Origin of the sequence: Mizugakiibacter sediminis (assembly GCF_000953855.2) — a bacterium.
GTDB lineage: Bacteria > Pseudomonadota > Gammaproteobacteria > Xanthomonadales > Rhodanobacteraceae > Mizugakiibacter > Mizugakiibacter sediminis.
Map to the genome: position 1 here is coordinate 80768 of NZ_DF970162.1, position 18464 is coordinate 99231.

The following is an 18464-nucleotide window of genomic DNA, read 5'->3' on the forward strand; positions in this document are numbered from 1 at the left end:
TCACATTATTGGATTTATCATCCATCCAATTAATTTGCGTGTCAAGTCGGCGCGCGCACCCCTCCGGGTTGCTGCCTGCCGACCCACGGTGACGAGGCGAATGCCGCTGGACGCGGGGCGCCCGCCGCGCAAACTCTCCGACGCGCGGCGGCGCCGCGTCGTGCCGATCCTCGTACCATCCCGACATGATCCGACTCGTCCCTCTCGACCTGCCCAATCTGCGCCGCCTCGCCGCCGGCGAGCCGGGCGACTTCGCCGGCATGACGGTGCACGAGGGCGGCCCGCCGCCGCGGCACGTCGCCGCGCGGGCGCTGGCGCAGCTCGAGGCCGGCACGCCCGCAGCGTGGTGTGTGCCGTACCTGATCGTGCCGGCGTCGCGCGATGCGGTCCTCGGCGGCTGCGGCTTCAAGACCGCGCCGGTCGATGGCAGCGTCGAGATCAGCTACGGCGTGGCGAAGAGCCAGCGCGGCCGCGGCATCGCCACCGCCGCCGTCGGCGAGCTGTTGCGACTCGCCGCCGACAGTGGTGTCGTGCGCGAAGTCGTCGCGCACGTGCTGCCCGACAACGTCGCCTCGTCGCGCGTCGTCGCGCGGCTCGGCTTCGCGCCGGGGCCTGCGTTCGTCGACACGGACGGCGCGACGGTGGTGCGCTGGGCGTGGCGACTGGCGGGCGGCGGATCGGAGCGGCAGCGCGGGAGCGGATTGAACGACGCTCCGTAGGGTGGGCTTCAGCCCAGCATCGCCGGGTCATGGAGTGCAAAGGCGGTGGGCCAAGGCCCGCCCTACGGGGATGCATATGTTTCGGCACCGGGTCACGGTAGCTTCGTAGGATGGGTCGAGCGCAGCGAAACCCATCGCGCGGATGGCACGAACGTCGGGTTTCGCCGGCACTCGACCCAACCTACGCGATCGCGGACGTCCGCGCGGGGTCACGGCAGCGTGATCACCGCGGTGTCGTCCATCACGCGCGGATCGTCCGCGCCGCCGCCGCCGAACGTGCCGGCGCCGGGTGCGGGCGTCAGCGGACGGAAACCGCCGTCGTAGTCCCAGGCGGCGAGGTAGAAACGTGCGCCGGACAGCGTGGCGGGATGGCCGAGCGCGGCGGCGGGAATGGTCAGCGTCAGCGTGCGCGCGCCGAGGTCGGCGCGCAGTTGCGGCGCCGGTCGCAGCGGCGCGCCCTCGTCGGTCGGCGAGGCGCCGTCGCTGCCGAAGCCGGCCACGCCCCAGCCGCTGGCGCGCACGCGGTAGTGCCAGCGCATGCCGCCGGGCAGCGTCGCGTGCTGCAGCGGCAGCACGGCGGCGCCGCCGGCGCGCCGCGGCAGTTCGACGCACAGCGTCAGCGCGACGTGATCGAAGCCGTTGGGCGCATTCCAGGCGTCGATCAGGTCGCGCAGGCGCACCTCCACCTGCAGCGCGCCGCCGGAGCCGCGCACGGCGACGTGGCGCAGGTCGGCCGGATGCAGGCCGCGCCAGCTCGCTTCGTCGGGATAGGCGTAGCGGCCGCGCGGCCCGCGGTCGTCGCCGGCGGGATCGTCGATCTCGGCCAGCGTCGTCCACCTGCGTTCGACGCGGAAGCGTTGCGGCGCCGAGGCCGCGCGCGCGTCTTCCGCCCACGCCACCACGCGGTGCTCGGCCGCCGGATCGATCATGTCGGCGGTGGACAGCGTCGCCTGCCAGCGGCCGTCGGCGCCGGGCGTGACGGGCGTGGCGTGCGCGAGGTCGCCGTCGACCACCAGCACGAAATGCGCGACGCCGCGCGCGCGGCCGCGCAGCACGAGGTCGCCGCGCAGCGGCGCCGCCGGCAGCGGGTCGATCGACAGCGCCGACGCCGACGCCGGCGCCGCCGCGACGCCGCGCGCGCGCAGCCACACCCTGCCGCTGCGCGCGGGCAGCACGAGGTCGACGCGGCCGTCGGCGCCGACGACGAGATCCTGCGGCGCGCCGTCGATGGCGAAGGCGCCCGCGAGGCGCGTGCCCGGCGGCAGGCCGGTGTCGAGATGGTCGAGCAGCGCGGGCGCGTCGGCGGTGTTGAAGGCGACCAGCGCGCGCGCGGCGCCGTCGTCCATGCGCCAGGCGAGGCCGCCGGGGCCGGCGGCGCTGGCGTACAGCACGGTCGGATCGCCACGCCACAATACGGCGTGACTGCGGCGCAGCGCGATCGCGCGCTGCAGATAGCGATACAGCGGCGCCTCGGCGTCGAAGTGGTCGCGGCCGCCGGCGCCCCAGCCGCCGGCGAACATCGCCGCACGCTGTTCCCTGAAACCTTGCTCGGTGCCCTGCCAGATCACCGGAATGCCGGGCAGGGTCATGATCGCCAGCAGCGCCTGCTCGAGGCCGCGCGCGTCGCCGACGGCGAGGAAGCGGTCGACGTCGTGGTTGTCGACGAAGCTCGGCATCAGGTGCGGACGCGCGTAGCGCCGCATCATGCTGGCGATGCGCCAGCCGAGTTCGGCGGTGGGCCGGCCCTGCGCGAACACCGCCAGCGTCGAGCCGTACAGCGGGAAGTTCAGCATGCCGGGCAGCAGGTCGCCGTGCGCGTCGCGCAGGTAGGCGTCGATGCGGCGCTCCTGCGCGTCGTCGTAGGCGCGGTCGATGCCGAAACCTTCGCCGAAGGCGAAGAAGCCGCGGCGTCCGCTCGCGGCGGCGACGCGGCGCACGCCGGGCGCCGCGGCATCGTCGCTGTCGAGGAAGTCGCGGAAGAACGCCGGCGGCACGTAGAACGCGGTGTCGATGCGGAAAGCGTCGACGCCGACCGCGCGGATCCAGTAGTCGTAGCTGTCGCGCAGCGCGCGGCGCACCAGCGGATTTTCCGTGTCGAGGTCGTCCAGCCCGGCGAGCTGGTAGTCGTGCTGCTGGCGCGGGTCGCGGAAGTCGGTGATGTCCGGCGTCCAGTGGTAGATCGCCGCGCGCCGCTCGGCGGGCACGCGCGCGTCGTCCAGCGAGAACGGCCACTGCGTCGGCCGCGGGTGCGGGCGCGAGTCGGGGTTCATCGCGAAGTGGCGCGCCGGATCGCGCGCATCCCAGCCGCCGCGGTAGCCGAAGAAGTTGCCGACGTGGTTGACCACGATGTCCTGCACCAGGTACATGCCGCGCGCGTGCAGGCCGTCGGCGAGGCGGCGGTAGTCGTCCAGCGTGCCGAAGTGAGGATCGACCTGCTTGAAGTTCTCCGCCCAGTAGCCGTGGTAGCCGCCGTAGTCGATGCTGCCGTCCCACCACTGGTTCGCCACCGGCGGCGTGATCCACAGCGCGGTGACGCCGAGGCCCTGGATGTAACCGAGGCGGCGCGCCAGCCCGCACAGGTCGCCGCCGCTGAATTTGCGCGGATCGGCGGGATCGTACTCGCCGCGGTGCTGGTCGTCGTTGCTGCGGTCGCCGTCGTCGAAGCGGTCGATCATCGCTTCGTAGATCACCTGTGCGCGCCAGTCGGGCGAAGGCACCGCGGCGGGCGGCACGGGCGCGGCCGCGAGCGCGCAGGCCGCGCGCGCCGACGCGGGCCAACCCGGCGCGCCCAGCAGCGCGGCCGCGGCAAGCAGAAACGATGCGCGGCGCGCGCGCGCGGCGACGGCTTGCAACGGCACTCCTCCCTCGATCGCGCCGCGTGGCCGCCACGAAGGCTTTCGTTGGCTTCGGCCCGCGCCGCTCGATGCCCTCACTATGCGGCGCGCCGCCACAAGTCGTGACACGTCGGCCGGCCACCGGCGCATGAATACGTATGCAGAACCCGCGCCGGCGATTTCCGCGCGGCTACCATCTGCGCCGTCAAGTGTGACACGCCCGCGTCGATCCGAGGCCGGGCCGGTTCGTGGACGACAAAGCGCCGCCGCGCGCACAAACCATGTTGGGGAGGGGGTACATGTTGATTCTCAAGCGCAACCTGCTCAGCGCAGCGTTGGCCTCCGCGCTGCTGGTGGCAGCCACCGGCGCGCAGGCGCAGAACGCCGAGGCGCCGGCGCAGACGGCCGACCAGGCGCAGAACACCAAGCAGACCGACGGCGCCGACGCGGCGCAGGCCGCGAAGAAGCGCACGCAGGAGAAGTCGACGACCGAGCTCGGCGCGGTCAAGGTCACCGGCTTCCGCGCGTCCGTGGAGAGCGCGATCGCGACCAAGCGCGACAGCTCCTCGATCGTCGAGGTGGTCACCGCCGAGGACATCGGCAAGCTGCCGGACGTCAGCATCGCCGAGAGCCTGTCGCGCCTGCCCGGCCTGACCGCGCAGCGCGTCGACGGCCGCGCGCAGGTGATCAGCATCCGCGGCCTCGGCCCCGACCTCAGCACCGCCCTGCTGAACGGTCGCGAGCAGGTCACCACCGGCGACAACCGCGGCGTCGAGTTCGACCAGTATCCGGCCGAGCTGCTGAGCGGCGTGGTGGTCTACAAGACGCCGGACGCGACGCTGATCGGCCAGGGCCTGGCCGGCACCGTCGACATGCGCACGGTGCGCCCGCTCGATCAGAACAAGCGCGTGCTGGCGGCGAACGCCCGCTACGAGTTCAACGGCCAGGAATCGCTCAATCCCGACGTCAGCAACCACGGCTACCGCGCCAGCGCCACCTATGTCGACCAGTTCGCCGACCGCACCTTCGGCGTGACTTTCGGCGTCGCGCTGCAGTCGACGCCGACGCAGGAGCAGAAGTTCAACGCCTGGGGCTATCCCAACTACGGCTCCAGCACCGGCCCGTTCGTGATCGGCGGTTCGAAGGACTACGTCTCCTCGAACAAGCTGAACCGCCTCGGCATGCTCGGCACGCTGGAATTCAAGCCGTCGGAGAACTTCCACAGCACGCTGGATCTCTCCTACTCCGACTTCGACGAGGCGCAGCACCTGCGCGGCATCGAGTTCCCGCTGCAGTGGTCCTCGGCCGTGCTGCAGCCGGGCTACGTCGTCAACGACGGCATGGTCACCAGCGGCACCTTCGACAACGTCAAGGCGGTGGTGCGCAACGACTACAACCGGCGCAAGGCCAAGCTGTACAACGCCGGCTGGAACAACAAGTTCACCATCAGCGACAACTGGACCGGCGAGACCGACCTCAGCTGGTCGCGCGCCACCCGCCGCGACATGGAGCTGGAGTCGTACACCGGCACCGGCTACGTCGGCTCCGGCGCCACCGACTCGCTCGGCTTCACGCAGACCAAGGACGGCTATTTCTGGTTCACGCCGACGCTGGACTACGCCTCCAGCCAGTTCGTGCTGACCGACCCGCAGGGCTGGGGCTCCGGCGCGCAGCCGAACCCGGTGGTGCAGGCCGGCTTCATCAACGCGCCGCACACGGTGGACGAGCTGAAGAGCCTGCGCCTCAGCGCCGACCGCTACTTCCAGTCCGGCCCGATCTCCGACATGGTGATCGGCGTCAACTACAGCGACCGCGACAAGCAGCGCAACATCGACCAGGACTTCCTCACCCTGCCGAACGGCGCCACCAGCGCGCCGATCCCGCAACAGGCGCTGCTGGGCGAGAACGTCGGCCTGAACTTCCTCGGCATTCCCTCGCAGGTCACCTACGACCCGCTGTACCTGCTGAACAACGGCTACTACGACCTGCTGCCGGTGGCGCTGTCTTCGTTCGCGGTGCCGCAGGACTGGAAGGTCAAGGAGAAGGTCAGCACCGGCTACATCAAGTTCAACATCGACAGCACGATCGGCTCGGTGCCGGTCACCGGCAACTTCGGCCTGCAGGTGGTGCACACCGACCAGTCCTCGCAGGGCTCGCGCGTGCAGACCGGCACCAGCAGCACCGGCAGCACGCAGGCGGCGTTCATCCCGGTCGAGGACGGCACCACCTACAACCACTACCTGCCGAGCCTGAACCTGATCTTCAACCTGACCGACCAGACCAAGCTGCGCTTCGGCCTGGCGCGCACGCTGGCGCGTGCGCGCATGGACCAGTTGAACGCCAGCCTGGTGCTGAACCACGACATCACCAAGCTGACCTCGACCGACCCCAGCCAGTCGTTCTTCAGCGCCACCGGCGGCAACGCCCGCCTCAAGCCGACCATCGCCGACGGCATCGACCTGTCGCTGGAGCACTACTTCGCCGACAACCGCGGCTACGTGTCGGGCGCGGCCTACTACAAGAAGCTGCGCGACTTCGTCAATCCGTTCGACAGCTACATCACCGACTTCTCGGCCTACGTCAACGACTTCCTCACCCCGGCCCAGCAGCAGCAGCTCGGCACCACCAAGGGCTTCATCGCCGCGCCGACCAACAACGGCCGCGGCAACATCAAGGGCCTGGAAGGCGCGGTCAGCATCCCGCTGGACATGGTGACGTCGTGGCTGAACGGCTTCGGCTTCATCACCAGCGCGTCCTACACCAAGAGCTCGGTGACGCTGGGCGACAATCCGAACCCGATCACCGTGCCCGGCCTGTCCAAGTGGGTGATCAACAGCACGCTGTACTACGAGCGCGACGGCTTCCAGGTGCGCGTCAGCCGCCGCCACCGCAGCGAGTTCCTCGGCGAAGTGCAGGGCATCAGCGCGACGCGCATCCTGCGCGAGGTCAAGGGCGGCAGCATCTACGACGCGCAGATCAGCTACAGCTTCAACGACGGTCCGCTGGCGGGCCTGACCATCCTCGCTCAGGCGAGCAACCTGACCGACGAGCCGTTCGTCACCTTCAACCCCGGCTATCCGCGCCAGGTCATCGACTACCAGACCTTCGGCCGCACCTACCTGATCGGCGCGTCCTACAAGTTCTGAGCGCCGACCTCGGCGCCGTCCCCTGCACCCCCGTTGCCACCCACGACGGGGGTTCTTTTTTTCCCGACGCGCCGCGGAGCGGCCCGACGCCGCCCGCGGCGCCGCCGAGGACGGAGGCAACGGTCCATGAGCGATGCCCGGATCAAGCGCGTGGTGATCGTCGGCGGCGGCACCGCCGGCTGGATGGCGGCGGCCGTGCTGGCGCGGGCGCTGGGGCCGGCGGTGGAGATCCGGCTGATCGAGTCCGAGGAGATCGGCATCGTCGGCGTCGGCGAGGCGACCATCCCGCAGATCCGCCTGCTCAACCCCTTCCTCGGCCTGGACGAGAACGCGCTGCTGCGCGCGGTCAACGGCACGATCAAGCTGGGCATCCGCTTCCACGATTGGGGCCGGCTCGGCGACCGCTACTGGCACGCCTTCGGCGACCTCGGCCTGCCGCTCGGCCTGCTCACCTTCCATCACTACTGGCTGCGCAGCCGCGCGCGGAGCGACGCGCCGGACCTGTGGGCGTATTCGCTCAACGCCGCGGCGGCCGCGGCCAATCGCTTCGCGCGGCTCGACCGCGTCGGCGACACGCCGCTGACCGGGCTGCGCTACGCCTACCACTTCGACGCCATGCTGTACGGCCGTTACCTGCGCCGGCACAGCGACGCGCGCTCGGTGCGGCGCATCGAGGGCAAGGTGGTCGACGTGCAGCTGCGCGGCGAGGACGGCTTCATCGAAGCGCTGCGGCTGGAGAGCGGCGAGACCGTCGCCGGCGACCTGTTCATCGACTGCTCCGGCTTCCGCGGCCTGCTGATCGAGGGCGCGCTGAAGACCGGCTACGAGAACTGGCAGCACTGGCTGCCCTGCGACCGCGCGCTGGCGCTGCCGAGCGCACGCGTCGAGCCGCTGCGCCCGTACACGCAGGCGCTGGCGCGCACCGCCGGCTGGCAATGGCGCATCCCGCTGCAGCACCGCACCGGCAACGGCCACGTCTACTGCAGCCGCTTCATCAGCGACGACGAGGCCGCCGCGCAGCTGCTCGCCAATCTCGACGGCGAGGCGCTGGCCGAGCCGCGCCCGCTGCGCTTCGTCTCCGGCATGCGCCGGCAGGCGTGGAACCGCAACTGCGTGGCGCTGGGCCTTGCCTCCGGCTTCATGGAGCCGCTGGAGTCGACCAGCATCCACCTGGTGCAGTCGGGCCTGAGCCGCCTGCTGGCGATGTTCCCCGACCGCCACTGCGATCCGGCGCTGGCCGCCGAGTACAACCGGCAGACGCGCTTCGAGTACGAGCGCATCCGCGACTTCATCGTCCTGCACTACAAGGCCACCGAGCGCGACGACTCGCCGTTCTGGCGGCACTGCGCACAGATGCCGGTGCCGGACACGCTGGCGCACAAGCTCGAGCTGTTCCGCCGCACCGGCAGCGTGTTCCGCGAGGCGGATGAGCTGTTCACCGAAGCGGGCTGGCTGCAGGTGATGCTCGGCCAGCGCATCGCGCCGGCGCGCTACCACCCGCTGGCCGACGGCCCCAGCGCCGCGCAGCTCGACGAGTTCCTCGGGCAGATCCGCGCGCTGGTCGCGCACGCCGTGTCCACGTTGCCGGACCACGCGCGCTTCATCGAGCAGCAGTGCGCGGCGCCGCTGCCGGCGTGAGCGTCAGCGGGCGCGCGCCGGCAGCGCCGCGACGTCCGTGCGCTGCGCGTCGGCGTCGCCGCGCAGCGCACGGCGCAGACGCGGCGCCGTCATCGGCACCGACAGCATCGTGCTGGCCACCGCCATCAGCAGCAGCGCGGTGAAGCAGGCGCCGCTGATCAGCTGGCGGTCGAACAGCACGTCGACGAAGATGATCATGATCAGCGCCTTGGTTTGCAGCAGCCAGCCGATGATCCAGGCCTCGCCGCGCCTCCAGCCGAGCAGGCGTCCGGCGAGGTACGCGCCGGCGAGCTTGCCGCCCACCGCCGCGAGCAGCAGCAGCGCGGCGGCCGCCAGTACCGCGGCGCCGCCCATCGACCACTGCGTGCGCAGGCCGGTGCTGAGGAAGAACACCGGCATCAGCACCAGCAGCACGTGCTCGCGCAGCAGGTCGAGGCGCTGCTGCGCGAACCAACGGCGCTCGATCACCGCGCCGGCGAGGAAGGCGCCGACCATGAAATGCAGCCCGGCGCGGTCGGCGGCATAGCTGCAGGCGGCCAGCCAGATCAGGCCGACGTACCAGCGGTCGGCCTCGGCGAGGCGCCGCATCAGCGCGCGGAACAGCCCGGCCGCGGGCGCGAACAGCAGCAGGAACGCCGCCTGCCGGCCGACCCGCTCCCAGTCGACCAGGATCAGCGCCAGCACGCCCCAGATCGCCACGTCGTCCAGGCTGGCGTAGCGCAGCACGCGCTCGCCGAGTGGCGTGCGCAGGATCGCCAGCTTCTCCATCAGCAGGATCAGGATCGGCAGCGCGGTCACCGCGCAGGCCATGCCGACACCGAGCACGAACTGCCAGCGCATCGCCGCCGGACCGATCCAGCCCCCGCCCGTGGCGAGCAGCGCGAGCGCCGCGCCGCTGCCGGCCAGCAGCGGTGCGCCCAGCGCCAGCGCCGCGGTGGTGCCGCATTCGCGCCGCTGCCGCCACACCTGGCCGAGATCGAGCTCGATGCCGGCGGTCCACACGAACACCATCACCGCCCACCACGCCAGGCCGTTCAGCGCCTGGATCACCGGCGGCGGAAACAGCGCGGCGTAGACCTGCGGCCACGCCGCGCCGAGCACGCCGGGACCGAGCAGAATGCCGGCGAGGATCTGCACCACCACCAGCGGCGCGACGTAGTCGGTGCGCGCCAGCCGCCAGAGCAGGTACGGCAGCGCGAAGATGACCGTCATCGCGATCAGGAAGACCTCGGTGGTGTTCATCGGCGTCGCATCGCTCGGCGGACCACGTCCGCGCCCTCGGGCCACGCGGCCATGATGGCGAGGCGCGCCGCGGCCTGCGCGGCGCCGCGCGCATGAATACGTATGCGTGCCGGGGTGCGTGCGCGGCGGGCTCGCCCTACCATGGCGCGTCGCGCCGGCCCCGCCGGCGCCCTACCCGCACCGGCGCCGGGCGCGCCGGGCGCGCGCGACCGGGGAGGTAGCGATGACGGCCAAGCCGACGATGTCGTTCTGGCAGATCTGGAACATGTGCTTCGGCTTCCTCGGCATCCAGTTCGGCTTCGCGCTGCAGAACGCCAACGTCAGCCGCATCTTCCAGACGCTGGGCGCGTCGATCGAGCAGATCCCGCTGCTGTGGATCGCCGCGCCGATGACCGGCCTGATCGTGCAGCCGATCATCGGCCACTGCTCCGACCGCACCTGGACCCGGCTCGGCCGCCGCCGTCCGTACTTCCTGTGGGGCGCGCTGCTGGCCGGCGCGGCGCTGCTGCTGATGCCGAACGCTCCGGCGCTGTGGATCGCCGGCGGCCTGCTGTGGATCCTCGACGCCTCGATCAACGTGTCGATGGAGCCGTTCCGCGCCTTCGTCGCCGACCAGCTGCCGTCGTCGCAGCGCGCGCGCGGCTACGCGATGCAGAGCTTCTTCATCGGCATTGGCGCGGTGGTCGCCAGCCTGCTGCCGTGGCTGCTGGCCAAGGCCGGCGTCGCCAACACCGCCACGCCGGGCGCGGTGCCCGCCACCGTGCACTACGCGTTCTACCTCGGCGCCGCGGCGCTGGTGGGCGCGGTGCTGTGGACGGTGACGCGCACGCGCGAGTATCCGCCGGAGCAGTTGGAAGCCTTCGCGCAGGCGCAGCCGGCGCCGCCGCGCGCGGCGGCGGCGCCGAAGGCGCGCGAGGCGTGGCCGTGGCTGGCCGCCGGCGGCGGACTCGCCGCCTGGATCGCGCTGGCGCAGCTCGCGCCCGAGCTCTATCTGCTGGCCGGCGGCCTGCTCGCCTACGGCCTCGCCCTGCTGGTGCTGGCGCGCGTGCGCCGTGGCAACGCCTTCACGCAGATCATGACCGACCTGCACGCCATGCCCGAGGCGATGCGCCGCCTGGCGGTGGTGCAGTTCTTCTCCTGGTTCGCGCTGTTCGCGATGTGGATCTACACCACCGCGGCGGTGACCGAGGTGCACTTCGGCAGCAGCGATACCGCCTCCGCCGCCTACAACGCCGGCGCCAACTGGGTGGGCGTGCTGTTCGCCGCCTACAACGGCTTCGCCGCGCTGGCGGCGATCGCGATCCCGCGCATGGTGGCGCGCATCGGCCTGCGCTTGAGCCACCTGGTCAACCTGTGGATCGGCGCCGCCGGGCTGCTGTCGTTCCTGTTCATCCGCGACCCCGACTGGCTGCTCGCCTCGATGCTCGGCGTCGGCTTCGCCTGGGCCTCGATCCTGTCGCTGCCCTACGCCCTGCTCGCGGACAGCCTGCCGGCGCGCAAGATGGGCGTGTACATGGGCATCTTCAATTTCTTCATCGTCATCCCGCAGCTGCTGGCGGCGAGCGTGCTCGGCGTGCTGCTGAAGGCGTTGTTCCACGGCCGGCCGATCGGCGCGCTGCTGGTCGGCGGCGTGAGCTGGCTGATCGCCGGCCTGTGCGTGCTGCGCGTGGCCGAGCCGGGGCTGCGCCGCGCGCCCGCCGGCCTCGCCTCGCAGGAGCCGCGCGCGTGAAGGCGTGGCGGGTGCCGGCGCTGGCGGCCGCGCTGCTGGCGTGCGCCGCGCACGCCGCGCCTGCCGCCGAGGCCGACTACTACGGCACGCTCGAGCCGTTCGCCGCCGACGCGATCTACTTCGTGATGACGGACCGCTTCGTCGACGGCGATCCATCCAACGACCACCGCGACCAGGGCGGCGCGCACCGCACCTTCGACATCCCGGTGCCGGGCCCGGACGGCGAGAGCGCCAACATCGGCTACCTCGGCGGCGACTTCAAGGGCATCCTCGACAACGCCGGCTACATCCGCGGCATGGGCTTCGGCGCGGTGTGGATCACGCCGATCGTCGACAATCCCGACGAGGCCTTCACCGGCGGCGCGCCGGTGCACTGGGGCAGCTTCTGGACCGACCAGGGCAAGGCCGGCTACCACGGCTACTGGGGCGTCAACTTCTACAAGCTGGACGAACACCTGCCGAGCGCCGGCCTCGACTACGCGCAGTTCACCGCGAAGATGCACGCCGCCGGCCTGAAGGTGGTGCAGGACATCGTGGTCAACCACGGCTCGCCGGCGTTCTCGATGCCGGAGCGGCAACCGCAGTTCGGCCAGCTCTTCGACCAGAACGGCACGCTGATCGCGGACGCGCAGAACCTGCCGCCGTGGCGGCTCGATCCGCGGCGCAACCCGCTGCACCGCTTCTACCACGCCTACGAGGACGTGGCGCAGCTGTCCAACATCGACGAGGCCAACCCGGCGGTGCTGGACTACTTCGCCGGCGCCTACCTCAAGTGGATCGGCGAGGGCACCGACGCGTTCCGCATCGACACGCTCGGCCACGTCTCCACCGCGTTCTGGCGGCGATTCGCCGCGCGCATCCGCGCCGCGCACCCGGGCTTCTTCATGTTCGGCGAGGCGTTCGACTACAACCCCGACGCCATCGGCAAGTACACCTGGCCCGAGAACGGCGGCATCGACGTGCTGGATTTCCCGCTGCGCGGGCGCATCGCCGAGGTGTTCGAGCATGCCGGCAGCGACTACGCCAGGCTGCTGGACGGCCTCTACCTGACCAACGGTCCCTACGCCAACCCGTACGAGCTGGTGACGTTCTACGACAACCACGACATGAAGCGGCTGGATGCCGGCGACGCCGGCTTCATCGATGCGAACAACTGGCTGTTCACCGCGCGCGGCATCCCGGCGCTGTACTACGGCTCGGAGACCGGCTTCATGCGCGGCCGCGGCGAGCACGCCGGCAATCGCAACTACTACGGCCAGGCGCGCATCGACGCGGCGCCGCGCAGTCCGATCTACCGGTCGCTGGTGCGCATCGCGCGGCTGCGCGCGGCGACGCCGGCGCTGCAGCGCGGGCTGATGCTGCCGCTGCGCTTCGCCGGCGACCAGGCGGCGTTCTACCGCGTCTACCAGCACGGCGGCATGCACCAGGTCGCGCTGGTGCTGCTGAACAAGGGCGACGCGCCGACGCGTTTCCGCGTCTCCGACTACCTGCAGGCCGGCCGCTGGCAGGCGGCGCTGGGCGGCCGCAGCGTGCGCGTGCGCGACGGCGGCGCGCTGGAGGCGACCGTGCCCGCGCACGACGTCGCGGTGTATCTGCTGGACGCGCCGGTGGCGCGCGCCGACCTCGCCGCGCAGCTCGAGCGACTGATGGCGGAGAAGGGCCATCCGGCGCAGTAGGTGACGCGACGGGCGCCTTGCGTCTTGCCCCCCGCTCCCCGCCGGGGAGAGGAAAGATTCCGTTGCGGCATTTCGTCGCTGCGGAGCATCGCCGCACGCACGCGAGGCACGACCGCCAGGTGCCGTTACGCCGCGCTGCGCGCGCCGCAGGAGCGGCGGATCACCAGCTCGGCGGGCAGCATGGTGCTCTCCACCGGCTCGCCGCGGATCTGCTTCAGCAGGCGCTCGACCAGCAGCTCGCCGGCCAGCTTGGTGTTCTGCACCACCGTGGTCAGCGGCGGCGTGGCGAAGCGCGCCATCGGGATGTCGTCGAAGCCGGCCACCGACACTTCGGCGGGCACGCGCACCCCGGCGTCGTCCAGCGCGCGCATCGCGCCGATCGCCAGCAGGTCGCTGGCGGCGAACACGGCATCGAAGGCGACGCCGCGCGCGCGCAGGTCGCACAGCGCGCGGTAGCCGACCTCCTCGGTGGAATCGGTGGCGTCGTCGACGTGCAGCGCCGGGTCCACCGGCAGGCCGGCGGCGCGCAGCGCGGCGCCGTGGCCGAGGTAGCGGTCGAGGAATTCCGGGCAGTGCGCGGAGGCGTTGCCGATGAAGGCGATGCGCCGGCGGCCGAGACCGAGCAGGTGCTCGGTCATCAGGCGCCCGCCCTGGACGTTGTCGCAGCCGACCGAGATGCCGGGCTGGCCCTCGACCACCGCGCCCCAGCGCACGAAGTGCGTGCCCTGCGCCTCGAGCTTGCGCAGGCGGTCGCGCGAGACCAGATAGTCGCCGTAGCCGAGCAGGATCAGGCCGTCGGCCTTGTGCGCGTCCTGGTAGTCGGCGTGCCAGTCCTCGGAGAGCTGCTGGAAGGAGATCAGCAGGTCGTAGCCCTGCCGCGCGCAGGTGCGCGTGATCGAGCCCAGCATGGACAGGAAGAACGGGTTGATCAGCGAGTCGTCCGAGGTCGGGTCCTCGAACAGCAGCAGCGCCAGCGTGGTGGCGTGCTGGCGGCGCAGGCTGGAGGCGTTCTTGTCGACCTTGTAGTTGAGCTGCTTGGCGATCGCCTGGATGCGGCGTCGCGTGTCGAGGCTGACGGAGGGGCTGTTGCGCAGCGCGCGCGACACCGTCGACTGGGACACGCCGGCGTGGTAGGCGATGTCGAAAGAGGTGGCCTTGCCTTTCATCCGCGTTGCGCCGTGTCTGCGCCCGCCCCCGCGCCGCGTCCGGGACGGACGCGTCGACGGAGCGGAACGCGGCCAGCGCATAGGTTTAACCGGTGGAGACCGGCCAAGGCATGCGGCGGCGCAGCATCAGGTCGGGCGCAGCGCCGCGGCGGCACGCGCGGCGGCGCCGATCGCGGCCCAGTCGCGCGCGGCCAGCGCCGCCGCCGGCACCATCCAGGAACCGCCGACGGTGATCACGTTGGGCAGCGCGAGGTAGCGCGGCGCCGCGGCCGCGTCGATGCCGCCGGTGGGGCAGAAGCGCGCCTGCGCGAACGGGCCGGCGAAGGCGCGCAGCGCGCCGACGCCGCCGGCGGATTCCGCCGGGAAGAACTTGAAGCGGCGATGGCCGTGCTCGAGGCCGCGCATCAGCTCGCCGGCGGTGGCGATCGCCGGCAGCCACGGCAGCGGCGCCTGCGCGGCGGCGACGTACAGCGCCTCGGTGGCACCGGGCGAGATGGCGAAACGCGCGCCCGCCGCCGCCACCGCGTCGAAATCGCGCGGCGTCAGCACCGTGCCGGCGCCGACGACCGCCTGCGGCACCTCGGCGGCGATGCGGCGGATCGCCTCCAGCGCGGCCGGCGTGCGCAGGGTGATCTCCAGCACCGGCAGGCCGGCCTCGACCAGGGCGCGCGCCAGCGGCACGGCGCTGTCCGGGTCGTCGATGCTCAGCACCGGCAGCGCCGGCGCCGGCGCCAGCAGCGCGTCGATGCGCTCGGCGCTCGCCGCGGGCGTCCACGCCTTCATGCGCGCGCCTCCGCGGTCTCGGGCCGGCGCAGCGCCATCGCGGCGCCGAGCAGCCCGGGCTGGGGATGGGTGACGACGTGGATCGACACCGATTCGAGATAGGCGGCGAAGCGGCCCTTGGCGAGGAAGCGCTCGCGGAACGCGCTGGAGCGCAGGAACGGCACGAAGCGCGGCACGATGCCGCCGGCGATCATCACCGCGCGCGCGCCATGGATCAGCGCGATGTCGCCGGCGACGCTGCCGAGCACGGCGCAGAAGCGCGCCAGCGCGCGCCGCGCGTGCACGTCGTGGCCCGCCAGCGCGGCGGCGACGATCGCCTCCGGCTCGCGCAGCGGCAGGCGCTGGCCGGTGGCCGGCTGGCTGGGCACGCCGCGCAGCACGGCGTCGATGTGCGAGAGGCCGTCGCCGCTCAGCAGGCGCTCGGTGGAGGTGCGGCCGTAGCGCGTGGCGATCCAGCGCGCGATGTCGTGCTCCTCGTCGCCGAGCGGCGCGAAGCTGGCGTGGCCGCCTTCGGTCTCGATCACCTGCCAGCCCTGGCCGCGCGCGCCGACCAGCAGCGCCACGCCGAGGCCGGTGCCCGGACCGAGCACGCTGATCGGCCCGCGCGACGGCGCCTCGGTCGGGCCGTGCAGGGTGACGCGCTCGTCCGCCGCCAGCTCCGGCACCGCCCAGGCGATCGCGCCGAAATCGTTCAGCACGCGCAGCTCGTCCAGTTGCAGCGCGTGCTGCAACTCGCTGCGGCTGAACGACCAGGCGCGGTTGGTCAGGCGGATCTCGTCCGCGCCGACCGGCGAGGCCACGGCGATCGCCGCGCGACGCGGCTGCGCGCTGACGCCGGCGAGATAGTGCTCGGCGGCGTGCTGCAGGCTGCCGAACTCGGCGTTGCGCAGCACCTGCGGCTGCAGCAGCTGCGGCTGCGGCGCGGCGGGATCGGTCAGCGCGAAACGGGCGTTGGTGCCGCCGATGTCGGCGATCAGGGCGAGTTCGCTCACGAGTCCCATGCCTCCCCGACGAACAGGCTGCAGGCGCCCTGCTCGGCGTTGCCGGCGTTGGCGCGCATCAGGCCGAACAGCTCGCGGCCGGTGCCGGCGCGGTTGCCGGCGAGCGGACCGGCCTCGGGCGCGCGCGCTTTCCACGCCGCCGCGTCGACCTTGGCCTCCATGGTGCCCGCTTCGGCGTCGATCAGCACCAGGTCGCCCTCGCGCAGGCGCGCGATCGGGCCGCCGTCGGCCGCTTCCGGCACCACGTGGATCGCCGCCAGCACCTTGCCGGAGGCGCCGGACATGCGGCCGTCGGTGAGCAGCGCGACGCGCTGGCCGCGGTCCTGCAGCACGCCCAGCGTCGGCGTCAGCTTGTGCAGCTCGGGCATGCCGTTGGCGCGCGGGCCCTGGCCGCGGATCACGGCGACGAAGTCGCCGGCGAGCGCGCCGGCCTCGAACGCCTCCAGCAGCGCGTCCTGCGAATCGAAGATGCGCGCCGGCGCGGCGATGCGCCGGTGTTCCGGCTTGACCGCCGAGATCTTCACGATCGCGCGGCCGAGATTGCCGGCGAGGCGGCGCAGGCCGCCCTCGCGGTCGAACGGCTCGGCGACGCCGCGCAGGATCGCGGTGTCGGCGGGCCGCGCCGGCGGCTCGCGCCAGCGCAACTGTTGGCCGTCCAGCCACGGCTCCTGCGCCTGCGCGCGCAGGTCGCCGCCGTGCACGCAGCGGATGTCGGCGTGCAGCAGGCCGGCGTCGAGCAGCTCGCGAATCACGAAGCCGATGCCGCCGGCGGCGTGGAAGTGGTTCACGTCGGCGGGACCGTTCGGATAGATGCGCGCCAGCAGCGGCGTGGCGCGCGACAGCTCGTCGAGGTCGTCCCAGTCGATCCGCAGGCCGGCGGCGCGCGCGATCGCCACCAGGTGGATGGCGTGGTTGGTGGAGCCGCCGGTGGCGGCCAGGCCGACCATGGCGTTGACGATCGCCTTCTCGTCGACGGTGTGCGCGAGCGGCGTGTAGGCGTCGCCCAGCGCGGTGATCGCGCAGGCGCGCTCGGCGGCGGCGACGGTCAGCGCGTCGCGCAGCGGCGTGTTCGGGTTGACGAAGGCGGTGCCGGGCAGGTGCAGGCCCATCACCTCCATCAGCATCTGGTTGGAGTTGGCGGTGCCGTAGAAGGTGCAGGTGCCGGGCGCGTGGTAGGACGCCGCTTCCGCGGCGAGCAGCTCCTCGCGGCTGGCCTTGCCCTCGGCGTAGGCCTGGCGCACGCGCGCCTTTTCCGGATTGGGCAGGCCGGACGGCATCGGCCCGGCCGGCACGAAGATCACCGGCAGGTGGCCGAAGCTGAGCGCGCCGATCAGCAGGCCGGGCACGATCTTGTCGCACACACCGAGCAGCAACGCGGCGTCGAAGACCGCATGCGAGAGCGCCACCGCGGTGGCCAGCGCGATGGTGTCGCGCGAGAACAGCGACAGCTCCATGCCGGCGCGACCCTGGGTGACGCCGTCGCACATCGCCGGCACGCCGCCGGCGACCTGCGCGGTGGCGCCGCGCGCGCGCGCGGCCATCTTGATCAGCTCCGGGTAGTGCTGCAGCGGCTGGTGCGCCGACAGCATGTCGTTGTAGGCGGTGACGATGCCGAGATTCACCGCGCGCTGCGCGCGCAGCGCCGGCTTGTCGTCGCCGGCGGCGGCGAAGGCGTGGGCGAGGTTGCCGCAGCTCAGGTGCCGGCGCGCCGGCCCTTCCAGCCGCTGCGCCTCCATGCGGGCGAGGTAGTCGGCGCGCGTCGGCGCGCTGCGCCTGCGGATGCGCTCGGTGACGCGTTCGACGACGGGATGCATGGCCATCACGGACTCCAGTGGATTTCCAGCGGCGCGCCCGGCGCGTGCAGCAGCGCGGCGACCGGCCAGCGCCGCGGATCGGCGCCGGCTTCGGCGGCGCGCCGCAGCACCGCACGCTTGTCGGCGCCGCTGGCCGCCAGCAGCAGGCAGCGGCTGCGCAGCAGCCGCGCCAGCGTCAGGCTGACGCGCGCGTGCGGGGCGGACGCGGGCAGCGGATCGGGCACCACGGCCACCGCGTCGGCGCGGCCGTCGGCGGCGAGCGCGTCGGCCGGCGTCGGCGCGCCCGGGAACAGCGAGGCGAAGTGGCCGTCGCCGCCCATGCCGAGCAGCACGGCGTCGAACGCCTCGTCGAACAGGGTGAAGGCGGTGTTGGCGAGCGTCGCGTCCGCCGGCCCCTGCGGCCGCGGCGGCACCAGCGGCTGCCAGCGCAGACCGGGCGCGCCGGCGAAGGCCTCGCGCAGCGCGCGCAGGTTGCTGTCGGGATGCTCGGCGGCGACCCAGCGCTCGTCGGTCGGCGCCACCGTCACCGCCGACCAGTCGCGCGGCTGCGCGGCCAGCCGGCGCAGGATCGGCGGCGCGGTGCGCCCGCCGGCGGCCGCCAGCACGGCGCAGCCGCGCTGGCGCAGGGCCTCGTCCAGCGCGGCGCCGAGACGCGTGGCGCAGGCTTCGGCGAGGGCCTCGGCGTCGGCGTGCTCGGCGATCGTCCAGGACATGCG

At 72.6% G+C, this 18464-nt stretch carries 12 protein-coding genes; 5 read left to right on the forward strand and 7 right to left on the reverse strand.

From position 1 onward, the window contains the following. Positions 1–185 precede the first annotated feature (185 nt). Positions 186–719 (forward strand): GNAT family N-acetyltransferase, encoded by a 534-nt coding sequence (locus MBSD_RS04480; RefSeq protein ID WP_062535456.1) that lies wholly within the window; start codon positions 186–188, stop codon positions 717–719. A 209-nt stretch (positions 720–928) separates the two neighbouring features. Here MBSD_RS04480 and MBSD_RS04485 read toward each other — a convergent pair whose 3' ends face one another. Further along, entirely contained in the window at positions 929–3571 is a 2643-nt protein-coding gene (locus MBSD_RS04485) for an alpha-amylase family glycosyl hydrolase (protein WP_062535459.1), read from the reverse strand. A 281-nt stretch (positions 3572–3852) separates the two neighbouring features. On the opposite strand from MBSD_RS04485, the gene MBSD_RS04490 reads away from it, so the two are divergent. Then, on the forward strand, positions 3853–6699 hold the full coding sequence (locus MBSD_RS04490) for a TonB-dependent receptor (protein ID WP_062535462.1): 2847 nt from the start codon (positions 3853–3855) through the stop codon (positions 6697–6699). A gap of 126 nt (positions 6700–6825) precedes the next feature. Then, complete coding sequence (locus MBSD_RS04495) at positions 6826–8337, forward strand: tryptophan halogenase family protein (protein WP_062535464.1); 1512 nt, start codon at positions 6826–6828, stop codon at positions 8335–8337. 3 nt (positions 8338–8340) lie between these two features. Here the strand turns inward: MBSD_RS04495 and MBSD_RS04500 are convergent, their stop codons facing one another. Beyond that, positions 8341–9579 (reverse strand): cation:proton antiporter, encoded by a 1239-nt coding sequence (locus MBSD_RS04500; protein ID WP_082306475.1) that lies wholly within the window; start codon positions 9577–9579, stop codon positions 8341–8343. 223 nt (positions 9580–9802) lie between these two features. Between MBSD_RS04500 and MBSD_RS04505 the strand changes: the two genes are divergently transcribed. After that, the gene (locus tag MBSD_RS04505; protein ID WP_062535466.1) at positions 9803–11308 is read left to right on the forward strand and encodes an MFS transporter; all 1506 of its coding nucleotides are present in this window, start codon (positions 9803–9805) and stop codon (positions 11306–11308) included. Beyond that, entirely contained in the window at positions 11305–12984 is a 1680-nt protein-coding gene (locus tag MBSD_RS04510) for an alpha-amylase family glycosyl hydrolase (RefSeq protein WP_062535468.1), read from the forward strand. The genes MBSD_RS04505 and MBSD_RS04510 overlap by 4 nt, the downstream gene beginning before the upstream one ends. Positions 12985–13109: 125 nt before the next feature. Here the strand turns inward: MBSD_RS04510 and MBSD_RS04515 are convergent, their stop codons facing one another. From MBSD_RS04515 to pgl, 5 genes are all read right to left on the reverse strand, one after another. After that, positions 13110–14150 (reverse strand): LacI family DNA-binding transcriptional regulator, encoded by a 1041-nt coding sequence (locus tag MBSD_RS04515; protein ID WP_062535469.1) that lies wholly within the window; start codon positions 14148–14150, stop codon positions 13110–13112. A 126-nt stretch (positions 14151–14276) separates the two neighbouring features. Further along, positions 14277–14933, reverse strand: a complete 657-nt coding sequence (gene eda / locus MBSD_RS04520) for a bifunctional 4-hydroxy-2-oxoglutarate aldolase/2-dehydro-3-deoxy-phosphogluconate aldolase (protein ID WP_062535471.1) — start codon at positions 14931–14933, stop codon at positions 14277–14279. Beyond that, on the reverse strand, positions 14930–15925 hold the full coding sequence (gene glk, locus MBSD_RS04525; RefSeq protein WP_062535473.1) for a glucokinase: 996 nt from the start codon (positions 15923–15925) through the stop codon (positions 14930–14932). The genes eda and glk overlap by 4 nt, the downstream gene beginning before the upstream one ends. Beyond that, positions 15922–17754, reverse strand: a complete 1833-nt coding sequence (edd, locus tag MBSD_RS04530) for a phosphogluconate dehydratase (RefSeq protein ID WP_062535475.1) — start codon at positions 17752–17754, stop codon at positions 15922–15924. The genes glk and edd overlap by 4 nt, the downstream gene beginning before the upstream one ends. Next, positions 17754–18461, reverse strand: coding sequence for a 6-phosphogluconolactonase (gene pgl, locus MBSD_RS04535; RefSeq protein WP_062535477.1), 708 nt, complete (start codon positions 18459–18461; stop codon positions 17754–17756). The genes edd and pgl overlap by 1 nt, the downstream gene beginning before the upstream one ends. Positions 18462–18464: the final 3 nt, after the last annotated feature.

Excerpts from the sequence above, each read along its gene's own strand:
- MBSD_RS04505 (WP_062535466.1), top strand. The coding sequence starts at position 9,803 with ATGACGGCCAAGCCGACGATGTCGTTCTGGCAGATCTGGAACATGTGC.
- edd (WP_062535475.1), bottom strand. The coding sequence starts at position 17,754 with ATGGCCATGCATCCCGTCGTCGAACGCGTCACCGAGCGCATCCGCAGG.
- MBSD_RS04500 (WP_082306475.1), bottom strand. The coding sequence starts at position 9,579 with ATGAACACCACCGAGGTCTTCCTGATCGCGATGACGGTCATCTTCGCG.
- MBSD_RS04490 (WP_062535462.1), top strand. The coding sequence starts at position 3,853 with ATGTTGATTCTCAAGCGCAACCTGCTCAGCGCAGCGTTGGCCTCCGCG.
- MBSD_RS04480 (WP_062535456.1), top strand. The coding sequence starts at position 186 with ATGATCCGACTCGTCCCTCTCGACCTGCCCAATCTGCGCCGCCTCGCC.
- pgl (WP_062535477.1), bottom strand. The coding sequence starts at position 18,461 with ATGTCCTGGACGATCGCCGAGCACGCCGACGCCGAGGCCCTCGCCGAA.
- MBSD_RS04495 (WP_062535464.1), top strand. The coding sequence starts at position 6,826 with ATGAGCGATGCCCGGATCAAGCGCGTGGTGATCGTCGGCGGCGGCACC.
- MBSD_RS04515 (WP_062535469.1), bottom strand. The coding sequence starts at position 14,150 with ATGAAAGGCAAGGCCACCTCTTTCGACATCGCCTACCACGCCGGCGTG.
- eda (WP_062535471.1), bottom strand. The coding sequence starts at position 14,933 with ATGAAGGCGTGGACGCCCGCGGCGAGCGCCGAGCGCATCGACGCGCTG.